General features: G+C 32.1%; 14 protein-coding genes and 1 pseudogene. 4 read left to right on the forward strand and 11 right to left on the reverse strand.

Features of this window, described 5'->3' with window-relative positions:
- Positions 1-21: 21 nt before the first annotated feature.
- From fadE to NST87_RS12820, 6 genes are all read right to left on the reverse strand, one after another.
- On the reverse strand, positions 22-1,230 hold the full coding sequence (fadE, locus tag NST87_RS12795; protein WP_019469790.1) for an acyl-CoA dehydrogenase FadE: 1,209 nt from the start codon (positions 1,228-1,230) through the stop codon (positions 22-24).
- Positions 1,231-1,301: 71 nt separating this feature from the next.
- Complete coding sequence (gene fadD, locus NST87_RS12800; RefSeq protein ID WP_071562341.1) at positions 1,302-2,828, reverse strand: long-chain-fatty-acid--CoA ligase FadD; 1,527 nt, start codon at positions 2,826-2,828, stop codon at positions 1,302-1,304.
- Between the two features lie 18 nt (positions 2,829-2,846).
- Positions 2,847-4,421 (reverse strand): fatty acid degradation protein FadX, encoded by a 1,575-nt coding sequence (gene fadX, locus NST87_RS12805; protein WP_019469788.1) that lies wholly within the window; start codon positions 4,419-4,421, stop codon positions 2,847-2,849.
- A gap of 430 nt (positions 4,422-4,851) precedes the next feature.
- Entirely contained in the window at positions 4,852-5,202 is a 351-nt protein-coding gene (locus NST87_RS12810) for a MerR family transcriptional regulator (RefSeq protein ID WP_145372744.1), read from the reverse strand.
- A gap of 45 nt (positions 5,203-5,247) precedes the next feature.
- Positions 5,248-5,568 carry a hypothetical protein gene (locus tag NST87_RS12815; RefSeq protein WP_019469786.1) on the reverse strand — a complete coding sequence of 107 codons (321 nt, stop codon included), beginning with the start codon at positions 5,566-5,568 and terminating at the stop codon, positions 5,248-5,250.
- 33 nt (positions 5,569-5,601) lie between these two features.
- A complete protein-coding gene (locus NST87_RS12820; RefSeq protein WP_019469785.1) occupies positions 5,602-6,360 on the reverse strand; it encodes an SDR family oxidoreductase in 759 nt (252 codons plus the stop codon).
- Positions 6,361-6,868: 508 nt separating this feature from the next.
- Here NST87_RS12820 and NST87_RS12825 point away from each other — a divergent pair.
- Complete coding sequence (locus NST87_RS12825; RefSeq protein ID WP_019469784.1) at positions 6,869-7,774, forward strand: PhzF family phenazine biosynthesis isomerase; 906 nt, start codon at positions 6,869-6,871, stop codon at positions 7,772-7,774.
- Between the two features lie 273 nt (positions 7,775-8,047).
- Here the strand turns inward: NST87_RS12825 and NST87_RS12830 are convergent, their stop codons facing one another.
- From NST87_RS12830 to NST87_RS12840, 3 genes are all read right to left on the reverse strand, one after another.
- The gene (locus tag NST87_RS12830; protein WP_394858324.1) at positions 8,048-9,424 is read right to left on the reverse strand and encodes an MFS transporter; all 1,377 of its coding nucleotides are present in this window, start codon (positions 9,422-9,424) and stop codon (positions 8,048-8,050) included.
- A gap of 121 nt (positions 9,425-9,545) precedes the next feature.
- Positions 9,546-10,346 carry an HAD family hydrolase gene (locus tag NST87_RS12835; protein WP_340721764.1) on the reverse strand — a complete coding sequence of 267 codons (801 nt, stop codon included), beginning with the start codon at positions 10,344-10,346 and terminating at the stop codon, positions 9,546-9,548.
- Positions 10,347-10,429: 83 nt separating this feature from the next.
- Positions 10,430-11,314, reverse strand: coding sequence for an AraC family transcriptional regulator (locus NST87_RS12840; RefSeq protein ID WP_040030383.1), 885 nt, complete (start codon positions 11,312-11,314; stop codon positions 10,430-10,432).
- Positions 11,315-11,419: 105 nt separating this feature from the next.
- Here NST87_RS12840 and NST87_RS12845 point away from each other — a divergent pair, with 105 nt between their 5' ends.
- The 3 genes from NST87_RS12845 (at position 11,420) to NST87_RS12850 (ending at position 14,047) form a co-directional block, all read left to right on the forward strand.
- Positions 11,420-12,337: a DMT family transporter gene (locus tag NST87_RS12845; protein ID WP_019469780.1), complete on the forward strand. Its 918-nt coding sequence runs from the start codon at positions 11,420-11,422 to the stop codon at positions 12,335-12,337.
- Positions 12,338-12,716: 379 nt separating this feature from the next.
- Positions 12,717-12,836: a zinc-ribbon domain-containing protein gene (locus NST87_RS13865; RefSeq protein WP_404757604.1), complete on the forward strand. Its 120-nt coding sequence runs from the start codon at positions 12,717-12,719 to the stop codon at positions 12,834-12,836.
- Between the two features lie 50 nt (positions 12,837-12,886).
- Positions 12,887-14,047 (forward strand): TcaA NTF2-like domain-containing protein, encoded by a 1,161-nt coding sequence (locus tag NST87_RS12850; protein WP_445684178.1) that lies wholly within the window; start codon positions 12,887-12,889, stop codon positions 14,045-14,047.
- Positions 14,048-14,405: 358 nt separating this feature from the next.
- On the opposite strand, the gene NST87_RS12855 is transcribed toward NST87_RS12850, so the two are convergent.
- Both NST87_RS12855 and NST87_RS12860 read right to left on the reverse strand, forming a co-directional pair.
- Positions 14,406-15,830: an APC family permease gene (locus NST87_RS12855; RefSeq protein ID WP_019469778.1), complete on the reverse strand. Its 1,425-nt coding sequence runs from the start codon at positions 15,828-15,830 to the stop codon at positions 14,406-14,408.
- Positions 15,831-16,125: 295 nt separating this feature from the next.
- A pseudogene (locus NST87_RS12860) lies at positions 16,126-16,424 on the reverse strand (hypothetical protein).
- Positions 16,425-16,775 lie beyond the last annotated feature (351 nt).

Here is a 16,775-nt window from a genome sequence, read left to right on the forward strand (position 1 = left end):
AAACCAATTAAGCATAAATTTTTATATAAATGCGGAATCTCCTGTAATTGCTCTGCCGATAACCAGTGCGTTGACTTCGTGCGTACCTTCATATGTGTATATCGCTTCTGCATCCGCAAAGAAACGAGCAATATCATACTCTCCAGCTAAGATTCCGTTACCACCATGAACACCACGACCCATAGCTACAGTCTCTCTTAATCTTAATGAATTCATCATTTTAGCTGTTGAAGTCGCTACTTCATCGTATTCACCGTTAGCTTGCATACGTGCGAGCTGTGCGCATGTAGCCATGGCTTGTGCTAAGTTTCCTTGCATCATTGCCAATTTTTCTTGAATGAGTTGGAATTTACTAATTTCTTTACCAAATTGTTTACGCTTTGTTACGTAATCTGTCGTTGCCTTCAATGCACCAGCCATTGCACCTGTCGCCATATATGCAACACCTGCACGTGTTGAATATAAAACTTTCGCGATATCTTTAAAGCTATTGATATTTTGTAAACGTTGTTCCTCTTTGACGACAACATTTTTCAAACGAATTTTTGCATTAGGTACGATTCTTAGTGCAATTTTATGTTCTAACAGTTCAATTTCTACACCTTCTTGACTTGGTTCAATAATGAAGCCTTTAGGTTTTCCTGTTTCTACATCTACGGCATAAACTGGCATGACATCTGAAACATTTGCTCCACCAATCCATTTCTTTTCACCATTAATAATCCATTCATCGCCTTGACGTTTTGCAGTTGTTTCTAATCCACCTGCGACATCAGAGCCATGTTCTGGTTCCGTAAGTGCAAAGCAAGTACGTAATTCATGTGATTGTAACTTTGGTAGGTAATATGCCTGTTGCTCTTTACTACCGCCAAACCAGAATGAATTATGTCCTAATCCTTGATGTACACCTAACAACGTTGCTAAAGATACATCAAATCTTGCAATCGTATATGACATGAAAAATTGGAACATTTGACTCGGTGTACGAGCGCCTTCACGTCCTTCAAACAGTAATGGATTATTAAAATAGTTAAGTTTCCCTAACTCGTCAAAATAATCTTCTGGCTCAGTGGCATTTAACCAATGTTCATTGACAGAATCACGATACTTTTCTTCTAACATGTCATTCAATTGTTTTAATAATTTAACTTCACCTTCCGTTAAATCTTTTCCAATACTTAAAATATCTTCTGGGTACAATGCTTTCAGTGTTTCTTCTTTTGTTGGCATAATAAAACCTCCATTTTTTGATAGCGCTTACATTTATAGTAAAAAAATTTTGTGCTTTTCAGCATTTTATTTTAATTCAAATCATCAACATCTTTTGCTTCTTGTTGGGCTTTCTCATTCATGTATTTCTGAAGTTCTAATTTGTCTGCTTTTGACGTTGAATTCAATGGCATGTGTGTCAATTTCAGATATAGTCTTGGTATTTTATAACCAGCAATATTTTCACGCATATGCGTGTCTAATTTTGCTTCAAAATCTGGGTCATCTTCGGTAAGTACAACTGCGGCTGCAACTGATTCACCATATTTTGGACTGTCATATCCAACGACAACACCTTGAGCTACGAGTGGGTGTTCTGCTAATACTGTTTCTACTTCGGAAGGTAAGACATTCTCACCACCAGTAATAATCATTTCTTTACGACGATCAACGATATAAACATCACCATCTTCGTCTACTTTTGCTAAATCACCTGTTAAGAAATATTCGCCGTGAAATGTTTTTGCAGTTTCTTCCGGTTTGTTCCAATAACCAGGTGTTATATTATTACCACGAACGCCAAGTTCACCAATTTCACCAACTTCTACTTCTTCAAAATTATCATCAAATATACATATATCCATAAACATGACCGGCTTACCAATACTGCCTGGTTTCTGTGCCCCATTCTCAGGTGTATTAACCATGACAAGCGGTGCTTCAGTTAAACCATAACCATTAATAATTGAATAGCCTAAGCTATTAAATTTCTTTTGTACCATTGGTAAAGGTGATGAACCACCTTGAATTAAGAAATCGATACTTTCAAAGTTTTTCAGATCGAAATTTTCAGCTACTAACATGGCATAATACATCGTTGGAATCTGAATTAAATAATTAGGTTGGTACTTAGCCATTAAATCATTCAACGCTTCGCCATTAAAGTAACGCTGTAATATCAGTGTGCCGCCAGCCATTAATAAAGGTAGTGTCAAATCGTTAAATCCTAAGACATGAAACATTGGTGTGGAAACAATTGTTGTATATGTCGAATTAATTTTATAAGTCAGTGCTATATTAATTGGATTATTTACAAAAGAATCGTATGAAAACATAACGCCTTTAGGTAGTCCTGTCGTACCACTTGTATACATTAATGACGCTAAATCGCTTCCTTCCACACTAACAGTATTGAATGGACGGTGTTGCGAAGGATCTACTATTTCATCGTATGCATTTGAGTCAATATCCATGTGTAGCAAATCATCTGCAATGCCTTCTAAACTTGAAACATGCTTCTCAGCGTAAAAAATGAGTTTGACATTGGAATCTTCAATCACACTTTTTATTTCCTGTGTTTTCAAACGCCAGTTAATTGGCAAGTATACGGCACCCAATTTAAATGAAGCGAACATCAAATCTAATAACGCTACATCATTAGGCGTGAATATACCGACGACATCACCACGTTTTACACCTTGATCTTGTAAATAATTAGCTAAATTTTCTGCACGAATATTCAAATCTTGATAGGTCCATTCTGTGCCTTTGAATGGGTCAATCACTGCGGCTTTTTCATCGTCAAATGTCGCTCTCGTTTTAATCCAGTCGTAGTTCATATTTTTCTCCCCCTTAGTTTAAATACGATAATCCGACTTTATTGCATCAGACAATCCTCCCCACTTATCTTGATAGATATCGCTATTCATTTCATTCAAATGTGTTGCAATGAGCGGCTTGAATTCCATATTTGCTAGAATATCTCGCTCTAAATCAAGACCAGGAGCTATTTCAATGAGCATTAATCCTTGTTGTGTAAGTTCAAATACAGCCCTTTCGGTGACAAAGTACACCTCTTGATCAAGCAAAAACGCATTTTCAACATTGAAATCGACATTATCAATTTCATTGATAAATTTTGGTATATGACCTTCTTGTTCTACATTGACCTTGCGCTGTTCATAACTTAGTTGACCCCCGACAACTAACGAACCGGAAAAGACAATTGTTTTTACCGTTTGACTTATGTCGATAAATCCACCACAGCCATTCATTTTATTGCCAAATTTTGAGACATTTACATTACCTTTGGAATCTACTTGAGCAAAGCTTAGAAATGCTATATCAACACCTCCGTTATAAATGAAATCCCAAGTCATATCGTGTCTCATACGTGCACTTAAGTTATAGTTCATACCAAAATATTTTCCACTGCTAATCAAACCACCAAACACGCCTGTATCTATATTGGGCTGTACTAAATTATTAACCCCTTCTTCAGTTAAAAGATTGGATAACTCATTATTTATGCCAAAACCAATACTGATGACATCACCTTGAAGTAAAAATTGAGCAGCACGTCTCAAAATTACTTTTCGAGTGTTCAATGCTATATATGGTTCTCGCATCTCTGTAATTTGATAATGTCCTGAAAGTGCCGGATCATAATACGTTTGAATCACTTGTCTATGATATTTTGAATCACGGTTCACTACAATATAATCTACTAATTTACCAGGTATAAACACTTCATTTGGATTGAAACGACCACTTTGAATCACTTCTTTAACTTGAACAATGACTTTACCCTTATTTTTATGTGTAGCTGCTGCTAAACTAAAGCCTTCTCCTAAATGTGTCTCATGCTGCATGTAAATATTGCCTTCTTCATCAGCATATGTACCTCTTAGTAAAGCTACATCAATTTCAGGAAAACGGTAGTTCAAATAAGTGTCATCATTTATATTTATTAAAGAAACTAAATCATCAGTCGTACATGAATTGACTTTGCCACCAGAATAACGTGGATCCACGTTTGTATTTAATCCAATTTTAGTAATCGGACCTGGAAAAGCTTCCGTACTTCCACGATAATGTGTAGTTATTACACCTTGAGGCAGGAAGTATGCCTCTATTTCATTGTTCTGCATTGCTTGAATCGTTACTGGCGAACCAGTAATAATACTCGTGATTAATCGTTTGACCATACCCCTTGAAACAAATGAATCTAAATCATAACTGTCTCCTCTATAATCACTAATATCATTAGCAAGCATGAACGTTAAATTATTAAGTGATTGATCCTCATCATATTGTTCGACTAACGTTTTAAGTATCTCAGCAGGTAAATTCGCTGTAGATAAGGCTGCCAGAGCTATAACATCACCTTCATTTACGATGTCTTTCAAATCTGAAAATGGAATAATTTTCATACAGTTTCTCCTATCTATGTTTAATCCAACTATTAAAGTTTTGAGTTATAAATATCTCCTTTCTTTATGTATGTAAGCCCTTACATGTAATATACCATTATTTTTGAAATTTATGCAAAAATTTTAAATTTTACGTTTATAGTGAATTGTGAAAATGCGCACAACATCCGATGTGACAGTTTTAGAAGTGGATTAAGAAAAATATGAAAATAGTTGAATAAGGGGTATATAAATCAAATTGCTTATTAAAAAAGTAAATATGTCCTGAGAGTATAAAAAAATCTGGGACAACATTGATTCGTCCCAGACACATTTATTTTCTATCGCATAGATTTTCTCTAGCTAGCTATATTTTTTATTTAAAGTTAAGTACTATAAAAAAATTGAAGAACTAATTTGCATTTTCCTTTTTCTCTCTCGTACTGTGCTTTTATCTATTCATTCTCCAACAATTTAAATTTTTTTCTAATGTTTGAAGTCCTTGATCTATAATCTTTTTTTGTTCAATTAAATTTTTTTGATGTTCCAAAAATATATTTTTTCGTTTCGTTTTTGTGTCACTTCCTTGGTGATATAACTCCGCAATTTCTTTTAACGTTGATATGGGCATATGTGTCTGGCGCATACATTTTATAAATTCAATCCAATATAAGTCTTCTTCTGAAAAATCTCTATAACCATTCTTATTTCTCTGAACAAAAGGAAAAAGTCCTACTTTATCATAATATCGAATGGTATGTTCACTGATGCCTAAATTATCGGCAACTTGTTTTACTTGCATAATTTGCCTCCTAAAAAAGGTGACTTTATAAAGTCACCTTTTTGTCTATTTCATAAGTTGAACCAGTAAATTTTCATAATCATTATTAATGATAGCGTCAAATCCAAATGTTGATGTCATATCATTCTTTAATGACTCCACACTGTTATAACCAATGTGTTCAGGACCATCTATATTTAAACCAATACCTTTAATATCATTATGGAATAAATTATTTTGATGCGATAATTCAATAATCTCTTCAGCTAATGATTTAACGTAATTATGACTTGGCACAGATACATTCTTTTCATCTATTACCTTTGTTTCTGTAATAATTTTGATATCTGTTTCTTTCCCTTTAAATATTGCTAAAAAGTAATTCATATCAAAATGACCTCCTCATGATTAAAAAGTAAACTAGCGTGTCGTATAACCGCCGTTAGCAAATAATGTTTGTCCGTTGATCCACCATCCATCTAAAGTTAAGAAAGTAATAATTGGCGCGATGTCTTCTATTTTTGTAAGTTGGTTATGAAGCGCTTGAGATTTATGGAATGCTACAGCATCTTCGCTTTCCTGTGGGTAGAAGAATGGTGTGTCCATTGGTCCAGGAGCAACCGCGTTCACTGAAATACCTCTATCCATAAACTCTGCTGAGGCTGCACGTGTATAATGCTCAACAGGCGATTTGCCTCCAGCATAAGTTGAATAAAAGCCTGTGTATGCAGCAAGCAATGCAGTGGCTAAAGTGATGATTTTACCATTATCATTCATAGATTTTTCAGCATATTTAATAAAGAAATAAGCTGACTTTGCATTGATGTCTGCCATACTATCAAATTCTTCTTCAGTCGTTTCTGAAATAGGTTTTTTAAGCACTTTACCAACAGTATTTATTGCAATATCAACTTTTCCAAATGTCGCTTCAGCATGTTGAAATAAAGCTTGGACATTACTAACGTTTGTCAAATCACCAGAAAATAATGTACCTTCTCCGCCTAAGTTTTCAACTTTTGTAAGTGTCGCTTTTGCATCATCTAAAGAATTTTCATCATGGTGATGGATTACTAATTTGGCTCCTTCTTTAGCGTAAGTAGTACTTAATAAGCCACCAAGGTTCTTAGCACCACCAGCAATAACTACAACTTTGTCCTGTAGACTATCAAATTTACCCATATTATATAACCTCCTTTGAATATATTTCAATCGTAAACCTTAGAGCGCGATATCAAGCAAGAGATGATTGAAAAATACTAATTATTTTTTATGGTATCTTGGTATCATTAAAATGTGCTGTAACTATCCAATTATAAATATTTATACAATGCTTTTTACATGCTATTGGCATATTCTTATATAAATCGGTATATTTTTGTTAATTCGACAACTCAACTCACTGATTTTAGTAAATAAGATTCACGGATACTTAAGTAAATTAAAATCGAAAACCACGAAATTGTGATTAGAGAAAAATCGAAATAAAATCATTCAAAAAGTTAAAGAATTGTATTAAAGTGCAAAATAGGAATAAATTGATTTTCCAAGTTCTTTTGTTATTTTTAAAATTAAAAATAAACTTATAAAATGTTTTACTTTATAAGTTTATAAGCAGTGAAAAATTGCTAAGCAAACTCATTTAAATTGTTCTACACTTTATAGAGAATTAAAAATCAGGAGGAAGAAGATGGTTAAATCCGTACAGGTTTATCATTACGATTCATTCAGTACAGAAGCCAATAAAGGGAACCCTGCTGGCGTTGTATTAGACACAGAAAATTTAACAGATCGGGAAATGCAAGAAATTGCATCGAGAGTTGGGTTTAATGAAACTGCGTTTCCTGTTAAATCTGATAAGGCAGACCTTAGAATACGTTTTTTCACGCCAGGTCATGAAATGAACCTTTGTGGTCATGCAACAATTGCCACGATTTATGCTTTAAAAGAAAAACAATTACTAAAAAATAAAAATGAACTTACAATTGAAACTAAAGCAGGCATTTTAACTATAAGAATGAATGTATCTCATAATGACCAAATATTTATCACTATGCAACATGCCACACCACAATTTGAAACATTCAATGGTTCTAAGAAAGCATTAGCTTACGCACTAGATATCGACGAAGAAGATATCGACGAAAATTTACCAGTTTTATATGGAAGTACAGGTGTTTGGACACTACTTGTTCCAGTGAAAAGTCTAGCTGTTTGTCAGAAAATGAAACCCAACAATGCCCTATTCCCTTCTATATTAAACGAAAAGCCTAAAGTGTCTATTCATCCATTTTGTTTTGAAACATATCATCAAGATTCTAATATGCATGCGCGTCATTTTTCTTCACCTTTCTCTGGAACAATAGAGGATCCAGTTACTGGAACAGCTTCTGGAGTTATGGGGGCTTACTTTGTTAAATACATACATAACATTTCAGACAATCCACTCAATCTTATCGTCGAACAAGGCCAAGAAATTGGTAAAAACGGTAAGGTGAAGGTTAGCGTTACTTTTAATGACAATGAATGGGATATAAAAATAACTGGAACAGCCGTTAGTGTTAAAACATTTATTGTTCATTTAACTGATGCGTGATTGAAATCAACTTAATAAATATAAATCATATAAGTTACAGAATTAGTTATACTTATAAATCCCACATTATAAATAATATAGGATAAGCGTCAATAGCCGTAACTGATTGTTTAAGTAATTTAAAAGTTTAAATCATGCGCTTACCAATCATATATATTCAAATTCATAATAACTGCAATATAAAAGGACCAATCCATTATCTATGGATTGGTCCTTATTTTAAATATGAAATCTATAGCACAGTATCATTTATTAATAAATTTCAATAAATGCTTAAGCTTTTATATTTTTAGGTATAATGATTTGAGTCAGAATCACACCAATAATCATAATTGATAAACCTGTTAAAAATGAAGTAGTTGCAGCCACACTAGCACTATGGTTAACTTGTACTGCTGCAAAAATAGTTGTGTTAAGCGCAATTCCTAGTGCGCCACCTAGTGTTGCACACATTTTGTAGATACCTGAAGCTAAACCAACTTTTTCATCAGGTATGGTTAAAATTGCAACTGTAATTCCTGGTGTGGCACATAAACCATTTCCTATAGCACAAATGACAAAGCCAAACACAACAATGCCTACATACCAATCTGTTGGTAATACAGTTAAACTAATAAACATAATTCCTATTGCTGGAAATAGTGGTCCTACCAATAACAATGGCTTCCCACCAAAGCGTAAGGATAATTTTTCTCCTAAACGGATCATCACAACTGCCATAATGACATAAGGCACAGTCACAAGACCTGCTTGAAAGGCATTTAACCCTAACTCTGTCTGCGCATACATATTAAATACTGTTGTTGTACCTACGCCAGAATTGAGTACAACATTGATCATTGAAGAACCTACAAATCCACGGTTTCGAAATAGTGAAAAATCAATGAATGGTGCATGTTTTTGTCTTTCAAAGAATATAAAGACAACTGTAGAAAGTACAAAAATTACAAGACACGTAATTGAAAAGGTGCTGAACCATCCTTGTTCAAATCCTTGTGTGGCAAATAAAGTAATACTTCCTATTAAAACTGCAAATAAAAACATCCCGATATAATCAAATGGTCTTGTGTCAATTTTTTCTTTTTCTACTTCTTCTGTTCCCCATAATAACCAAAATGCGATAATTGAAATAATAATAGAGATGATAAAGTTAGATTGCCAATTGACATATGTAGCTATCAATCCACCAACCATCGACGCTAAGCCGATACCACCAACGCTACCAATCATCAAGTAACTAAATGCTCTACGCATTTCTTTACCTTTAAATTGCTCATTAATCACACCTACAGTAGAAGGAAGTAAAATAGCCGCAGAAAGTCCTTGCAGCATACGTCCTACCAATAAGAACGCTGTCACACTAGATACAATAATGAGTAATGAGCCTAAAATACTAAAAATGATACCAATATAAGTCATTTTTAGTTTTCCTATCTTATCAGACACATCACCTGCACCTACCATAAAAATACCAGTAGCAAACGATGCTAAACTGACAGATAAGTTAACAACCCCTGGTGTTGTTTGATAGGTGTTTTGAACCTGTGTAGATATATTAATAAACGATTGAGCAAAAAGCCAATACGTTAACACACTTAACACAATAGCTAAAATCAATTTGTTGTTTGATTGTTGCTTTGTACTCACGATGCATGAGCCTCCTCATCTAAATATTGCATATAAAAATACGCACTAGATAGATATTATCATACAAAGTACAATTTATTTTATGGTTTTTTACTATTTTTCTAATTCAAATAGAAATTTACTTTTATTTGAATCCTAAAAGTAAATTTAAAGTTTGTACAACCCCATCCTCATTATTATTAATTGCAATTAAATTAGCCTCTTTTTTTAATTCGGGATAGGCATTATCCATTGCGACTTTATATTTGGCAGCTTTAAATAAATCTAAATCATTATATCCATCACCAAATGCAATGGTTTCTGCAGGCGTAATTTGAAGTAAATTCTGAATTCGATTAATTGTGGTTCCTTTATTCACGCCCAAATCTGCAATATCAATCCATGCCTCATCTGAAGCTACGATATAAACGTCTTTTTCAAAGTGTTGTAGACGGTCGGCAGTCTCTTTACAATGACCACTTGCGTCATGAACTGTAATTTTTAATAAATCTTCTTCAATATCGTTATAATCTTTAATATAGTTCACATGTTGATAAGAACCATGCACGTGCCTTTTCTCTGACTCCGAAATATTGTCTAAAACATAAGCGCCAGTTTTTGAACAAGCCAAAATAGTTTGTGTATCATCAATTTCTCTGATTGTATCAATAATTTCTTTTGCTTTTTGATTTTCTATCTCTGCATTGTAAATAAACTCTCCATTATATTTAATTCGTGTGGCACTATCACCTACAATAAATGTATTTGTTGCGAGGTCACCTACGATATTTTCCACACGTTCACATTGTTTACCAGTGCAAAAGACAAAGCGGATATCTTGATCTGCGCAATTTTCTTTTAACAATTGCAAAGTCTCACTATTAAATTGGCTGTCATCATTTAAAAATGTGCCATCCATGTCTACGACAATTAGTTTAATATCCATAAAAATCCCCCTTTATTTAGCATTAAACTCATTGTATCTACTTATCATTATAATTAACAATTTTTCTAATAAGCATTGAATCATTACTTTGTGGTAATTTGTTTTTTCTGAAATTGTTTTGGTGTTAGCTTGTATTTTTCTTTAAAAACTTTTATAAAATAACTCGTTGTTGAAAAACCACATGCCATTGCAATATCTGTAATTGTGTAGGGATATTTACTACGCAACATTCTTACGCTGTGCTCTAATCGTAAATTCACTAAGTATTGCATAGGGGTCTGGTTTACATAGTATTTGAAACATCTAACCGTTTCAGATTTACTCATATGAATCTCTTCACTTAACATTTGTAATGAAATTTTCTTGTGAAAATGACTTTGTAAAAACGTCATCAGTCTTTTAATACGGTAGTCAAAATAGTATCGTTTTTGTTCATTTACAACTGCTGAATGCAGCAATAACCATTTTATTGCTTTATAATATTTGGCAGTGATCTCTAGTTCAAAATATAAATTTTGATTTTCATATATTTGTCCAGCTGAGTTAATAATCTCTATAAGTTCTTGTTGCTGTTTGTCATCTTGGGATAAGTATATATACGGCACATGATGTGCTTTATTCATAATTTCTGACACATAATTAAATTCTACATAATTGGTAGTTTCTGGTATCTCAATATTCCAACAAAAATACTCTGTATGCGATACTTCACTCGTTAACTCATGCACAACATTTGAATTGATAAAAAGCCCATCTCCTTTTTTAACATTAAATGTATCGTCACCAATTGAAACATTGAGTGCTCCATTAATCACATACATGAATTGCAATGCGTGATGCCAATGTATAGGAATGTAGCCAAATATCGTGCGATTTAAATACGTATGTAAAATAATATGTTTCCATTGTTTATCAGGAAATTGTATTAACTCTTCTCTTGTATTTTCTACGATAATTTCTTGATACATAAATTAGACACCTCAATATTTTGCTATTTTAAGCTCATTTTTATATATTATATCGCGTATTTTCACGCTATAGTATGAATATATTAATATTTAACAGGTGATCATATGGTAAATGAAACAAAACTTCGAATCGTAGGTATTTTATTAGCTATTGTAGGAGCATCTTTTTGGGGACTCGGTGGCACGGTATCAGATTTTCTTTTTCAACAAAGGGACATTGATATCAATTGGTATGTAACTGCGAGGTTATTAATCAGTGGCTTCGTCTTATTAATGATTTACAAAATAATTAATAGACAATCTTCATTATTCGATATATTTAAAAATAAACATAGCCTATTCCAACTTTTTATTTTTTCAATTTTTGGTATGTTGCTCGTTCAATACGCTTATATGGCGTCTATCAATTTCGGTAATGCAGCAATCGCTACTTTACTCCAATATATAGCACCAGTATATATCATTATTTGGTATGTTATCAGACGTAAAGAGCGCTTTAAACTTTTTGATTTGATCGCGATTGTCCTTACATTATCAGGTACATTTTTGCTACTAACCAACGGATCTTTTAGTAAACTTGTGGTATCAACTCCAAGTGTAATTTGGGGGATTATATCTGGTTTAGCACTTGCATTCTATACACTTTACGCAACACAATTATTAACTCGGTTTCCGTCTATTTTAGTTGTCGGTTGGGCAATGTTAATTTCAGGCATTGTCATGAATTTCAAAGCACCTATATGGGATTTTGATTGGTCTCATTTAACAGGATCGACTGTACTTTATTTAACTTTTGGTATTATTGCCGGAACTGCTATAGCATTCTTTTTCTTTATTGAAAGTTTAAATTACTTATCAGCAAAAGAAACCACACTTTTCGGCACAATCGAACCTGTTATGGCCATATTAGCAAGCGCGCTTTGGCTTAATGTAACATTTCATAGTTACCAACTTATTGGTATTCTACTGATTATCGTCCTCATTTTAGCTTTATCATTAAAAAAACAACGTAACATAGAATAAACAATTTAACTTAAACTCAAAACATGATTCCAAAAACTGCTATTGGATTCATGTTTTGAGTTTGCTAAATCATACAATATTACTCATTGTAAAATTTTAAACAAACGATTTAATTTGTATATTATAAACAATAAATAACTTATTTATATATGAAATACCAACAAAAATCAATTTTATATTAATTACATATTTATAAATATGTTACAATTCAATTTATATAATTAAACAGTTAATATCGGGCTATTTATTTAAATTTCGAGGCGATTATTTTAGATATTTGTATTTAGTAATATCAGTTGTTCAAAGAAATGTTCAATTTTGTTTAAAAAGAGAGACATTGTTGAAAGAATAAATTCAATCCATATTGGGAGGAAAAGTAATGAAGTATTGTAAAAATTGCGGGGCCCATGTAAAGAATAATCAAAAAGTTTGTACACAGTGTGGCCACCCACTTCAAAATCAAAATAATACATCAAAGCGAAATAAAAAAAGTATTTAGTAATAGGTATTATTTTAACTATCATCATTCTTTTAATTATTTTATATAAAATCGTTGCTGCAAGCTTATCGCCAGAGAGTGAAGCTAAAACAATTTCTGAAGATTTAAAGAAGGGTGATACTAAAAACTTATCAAATCATTTAGTATTCAATGATAGAAGTTTGAATAAAGATGAAGCAAAAGCTTTTTATAAATATGTTGTTGATGCTGATAACCCAGAAAGAATCGCAGATGATATTGAAAATAAAACCAAACAGATGACAAAAGATAAATCGGACACTGCTTCAATAGATATCAACGATACGGAAGTTATTCATATACATAAAAATGGTAAAAAATATGGTATTTTTAATAATTATGACTTCGAAGTTTCTAAGCAAAAAGTTTCAATCACTCCTGAATCTGATAGTAAAGTTACATATAAATATAATGGCAAAAAACATAAAATTAAATTATCTGAAGATGAATCTAAAACCTTTGCAACATTACCATTAGGAAATTATAAATTAAAAGCTCAAAAAGTAGTAAACAATGAAAAATTCGATGGGCAATTAATTATCACCATGTCTGATGAAAATGAAGTTCAAGAACAATTTAATGAAAAATATCTCGATATTAACATTGATGATAGCGAACTAGACAGCGATACTCAAATAGATTTATACATTAATAATAAAAAACTGTCCGCTCAAGATGATTATGATAGTTATTTATATGGTCCATACAAGCCAGATGAAAAATTAGAAGTATATGCACAAGCACATGTTGATGACAAAAAATTCAAATCTAACGTAGTTAAAGCACCTAAACCTAAGAAAGAGAATGAACCAGTACCTATTGATTTGTCTTTTGACAATGAAAAAATAAAAGCGAATCAAGAAAATAAAGATATTAAAGAAAATGTTCAAACTTTCATAGAAGACTATACTGAAGATTTGAATGAGGCATATGAAGAAGAAGAATATAGTTATATTTCTAGCTATATAAAACATGGCACTGACACGGCTGACCATATGAAAAAAGTAGTGGAATCTGGTGACGAAGCAGATTATTCAGATCCAAAAGTCGTTAAATATAGTAAAAAAGGTGACACAATTACAATTGAAGTAGAAAAGCAAGATAAAGATGATCAAACTATCCATTCACAATACGTACTTGATTATGATGATTTATTATCTGATTTTAAAATCAAAGACTATACTGATATTTAAAATAGCTAACTCAATTTACAAAACATGATATATAAACTTATAAGCTGTTATGATGGTTAGCATTATATTTTTTATCCTACTATCAATTAATAATAGCTATAATACTTTACACACATTTAAAAACGCTCTCTAAAATAGACACTAAAAAGTGAAAATTTTAAAGAGCGTTTTATTATTTTTAAACAAATGATAAAATAAGTAACAATTCGCTTACTATGGTTGAAACTATACCTATTTCTGACTCATTCATTAAGTATTATTTATTTATGAAAATCAGTATAGTTTTATTTTAAATTTTGCATTATTAATGATTTATAATTTATTTACTCAACAACTTAAAAATCTCATCTTTAACATATTAATTTTTGATGTTTTTAAGATTTTTTAAAATATACAGTACATAATAAATGATGCCGATACAGAACCAAATTAATGTATAGATTTTAGCCTGACCACTTAATCCCCAGAACACAATAAATACACAAATAAAAATAATCACTGGCATCACTGGGTAAAATGGCAATTTAAATGCTGGTTCTGGTAGGTCATGACCTTCTCTTTTACGCAATGAAAAAATACCTACTGTAACAAACATAAACGCTACAAGCGCACCAGCTGAAATTAATTGTGCTAAAAAGCCAAATGGAAAAACAGAGCCAATAATAATTGCAACAATCGATAGTATAATTAATGCACGATTTGGTAAATTTTTATTATCTAATTTTCCTAACCAAGACGGTAAGATACCATCCCTACCAAACGAATAAAGTAAGCGAGAACCCGCCATCATCATACCAATTAAAGCAGTAAACATACCAATTACTGAGACTGCCTGCACTATGACCGCAACAGTACTATGTCCACTCATACGTAAAGCCCAACCTACTGGCTCAGCATTATTTTTATATTGCGCATAATCAAACATCCCTACTAATACAAGTGAAACGACGATAAACAATGTAACTGCAATTAGTAAAGAACCTAAGATTCCTCGTGGCATTGTTTTTTGCGGATTAATCGCTTCACCAGAGTTTGAAGCAATAGAATCAAACCCTATATAAGCAACAAAAATGACAGAGCTACCTGCATATATACCCTGCCAGCCACCAAATGCGCCTGCTGCAGTTTCACGATACTCTGGAATAAAAGGTATGTAATGACCAATATCAATGACTGATAAGCCTACGATTATAAACAAGAGAATAGCCAATACTTTAAGTATCACAAGTGCATTTTGAACACGTGCCGCTTCTGACGTTCCTCTGTATAGCAATATCGCCGTTATAATCACTACGATAGCTGCTACTAAATCAATGATACCTCCGTCTGTACCGAGAGAGTTAGATAATGAATTAGGTAATGATATATGAAAAGGTTCTAATAAACCTCTCAAATTAGCTGAAAATCCTGATGCTACAAAAGCCACCGCAATTAAATATTCAGCAATTAAAGCCCAACCTACAATCCATCCAAAAAATTCTCCAAACAATATACTAATCCATGTATATGCTGATCCAGCAAAAGGCATAACAGATGCCATTTCTGCGTAAACAAATGCTACCAAAGCTGCTACAATAGCTGCTACTAAAAAGGACAAACTAACTGATGGACCTGTGTGATCAGCAGCTACAACACCTGGCAATGTAAAAATAGCAGTAGAAACAATTGTACCTACACCTAAAGCTAAAAAGTCTCTTATTCTTAATGTGCGCTCTAAATGAGCATCTTTATTTTGAAATTTAGCAATATCTTCCTTTTTGAAAATTTGTTTTAAAAGATTCATCAATTTTCTCCTTGTTAATAATGTACAAACACGTATTACAGTATAGTGATTTTTAATTGTAATGTACATATCCTTTTAAAAAAGAATTTTTAATAAATTTTTGGTTATTTAATTTATAACTATATTAGTTTAATTTTTTGTTAATTCTAATGTTTTATACCTTAATTTAGCGCACACTAAGTCTTATCTGTATTTAAATACAAAAAAGACTACCGATACAGCTGTTAAATAGCTTTATCAATAGTCTTAATGGTTAACGTTTAATCTTTATTATCTTTGGTTACAAATAAATTATTTATGATCTCATTCGGTTTAACACTTCTTGCTGAATTGTCTTTAATGCTTCATTATAGTCTTTATTCGTACTTTCCTGTGCATTGATAATTAGGAGTTCAATCAGTTCAGCATTATTTTTTCACTTACTTCATGTTCAAATTGATGTAAGTGTTCCTCAGATGTTTTCGCATTTTGCTTTTCAATTTGATAATATTGGTCAGCTCCCAAACCACCTTCTTCAATCATGACAGAAATCCCACTTGAGCGCGTTTCATTTAAACGTTTTACTTTTATGCGTTTATTATCACGGATAACCATTTGAATCCCTCCTATCTCAATATGTAATTCAATTTTAAAAACACATATTTTTATATAACGACTAATGATTTATATCCGAAACTCAAAAATTTTGAACAACAGTCAATCATCAAACCATCTTTTGGACTAAGGGCGTGTCATCTCATATTTAGTAAATTATTATTTAACTCAAGTGTAATATTACTTCTTCATGATAGCAATTTCTTTGCTCAATGATTTGCCTTTTTATTTTTTAAAATCAAAAAAACAAAGTAATATATGTTACAGGCAATAATGCTTAACAAAACATTCACAGAATTATATTAAAATTTACTTCTATTATATTTGACATAATAGTATAATTGATAATGA

Source organism: Staphylococcus sp. FSL W8-0271 (assembly GCF_038006605.1).
GTDB lineage: Bacteria > Bacillota > Bacilli > Staphylococcales > Staphylococcaceae > Staphylococcus > Staphylococcus cohnii.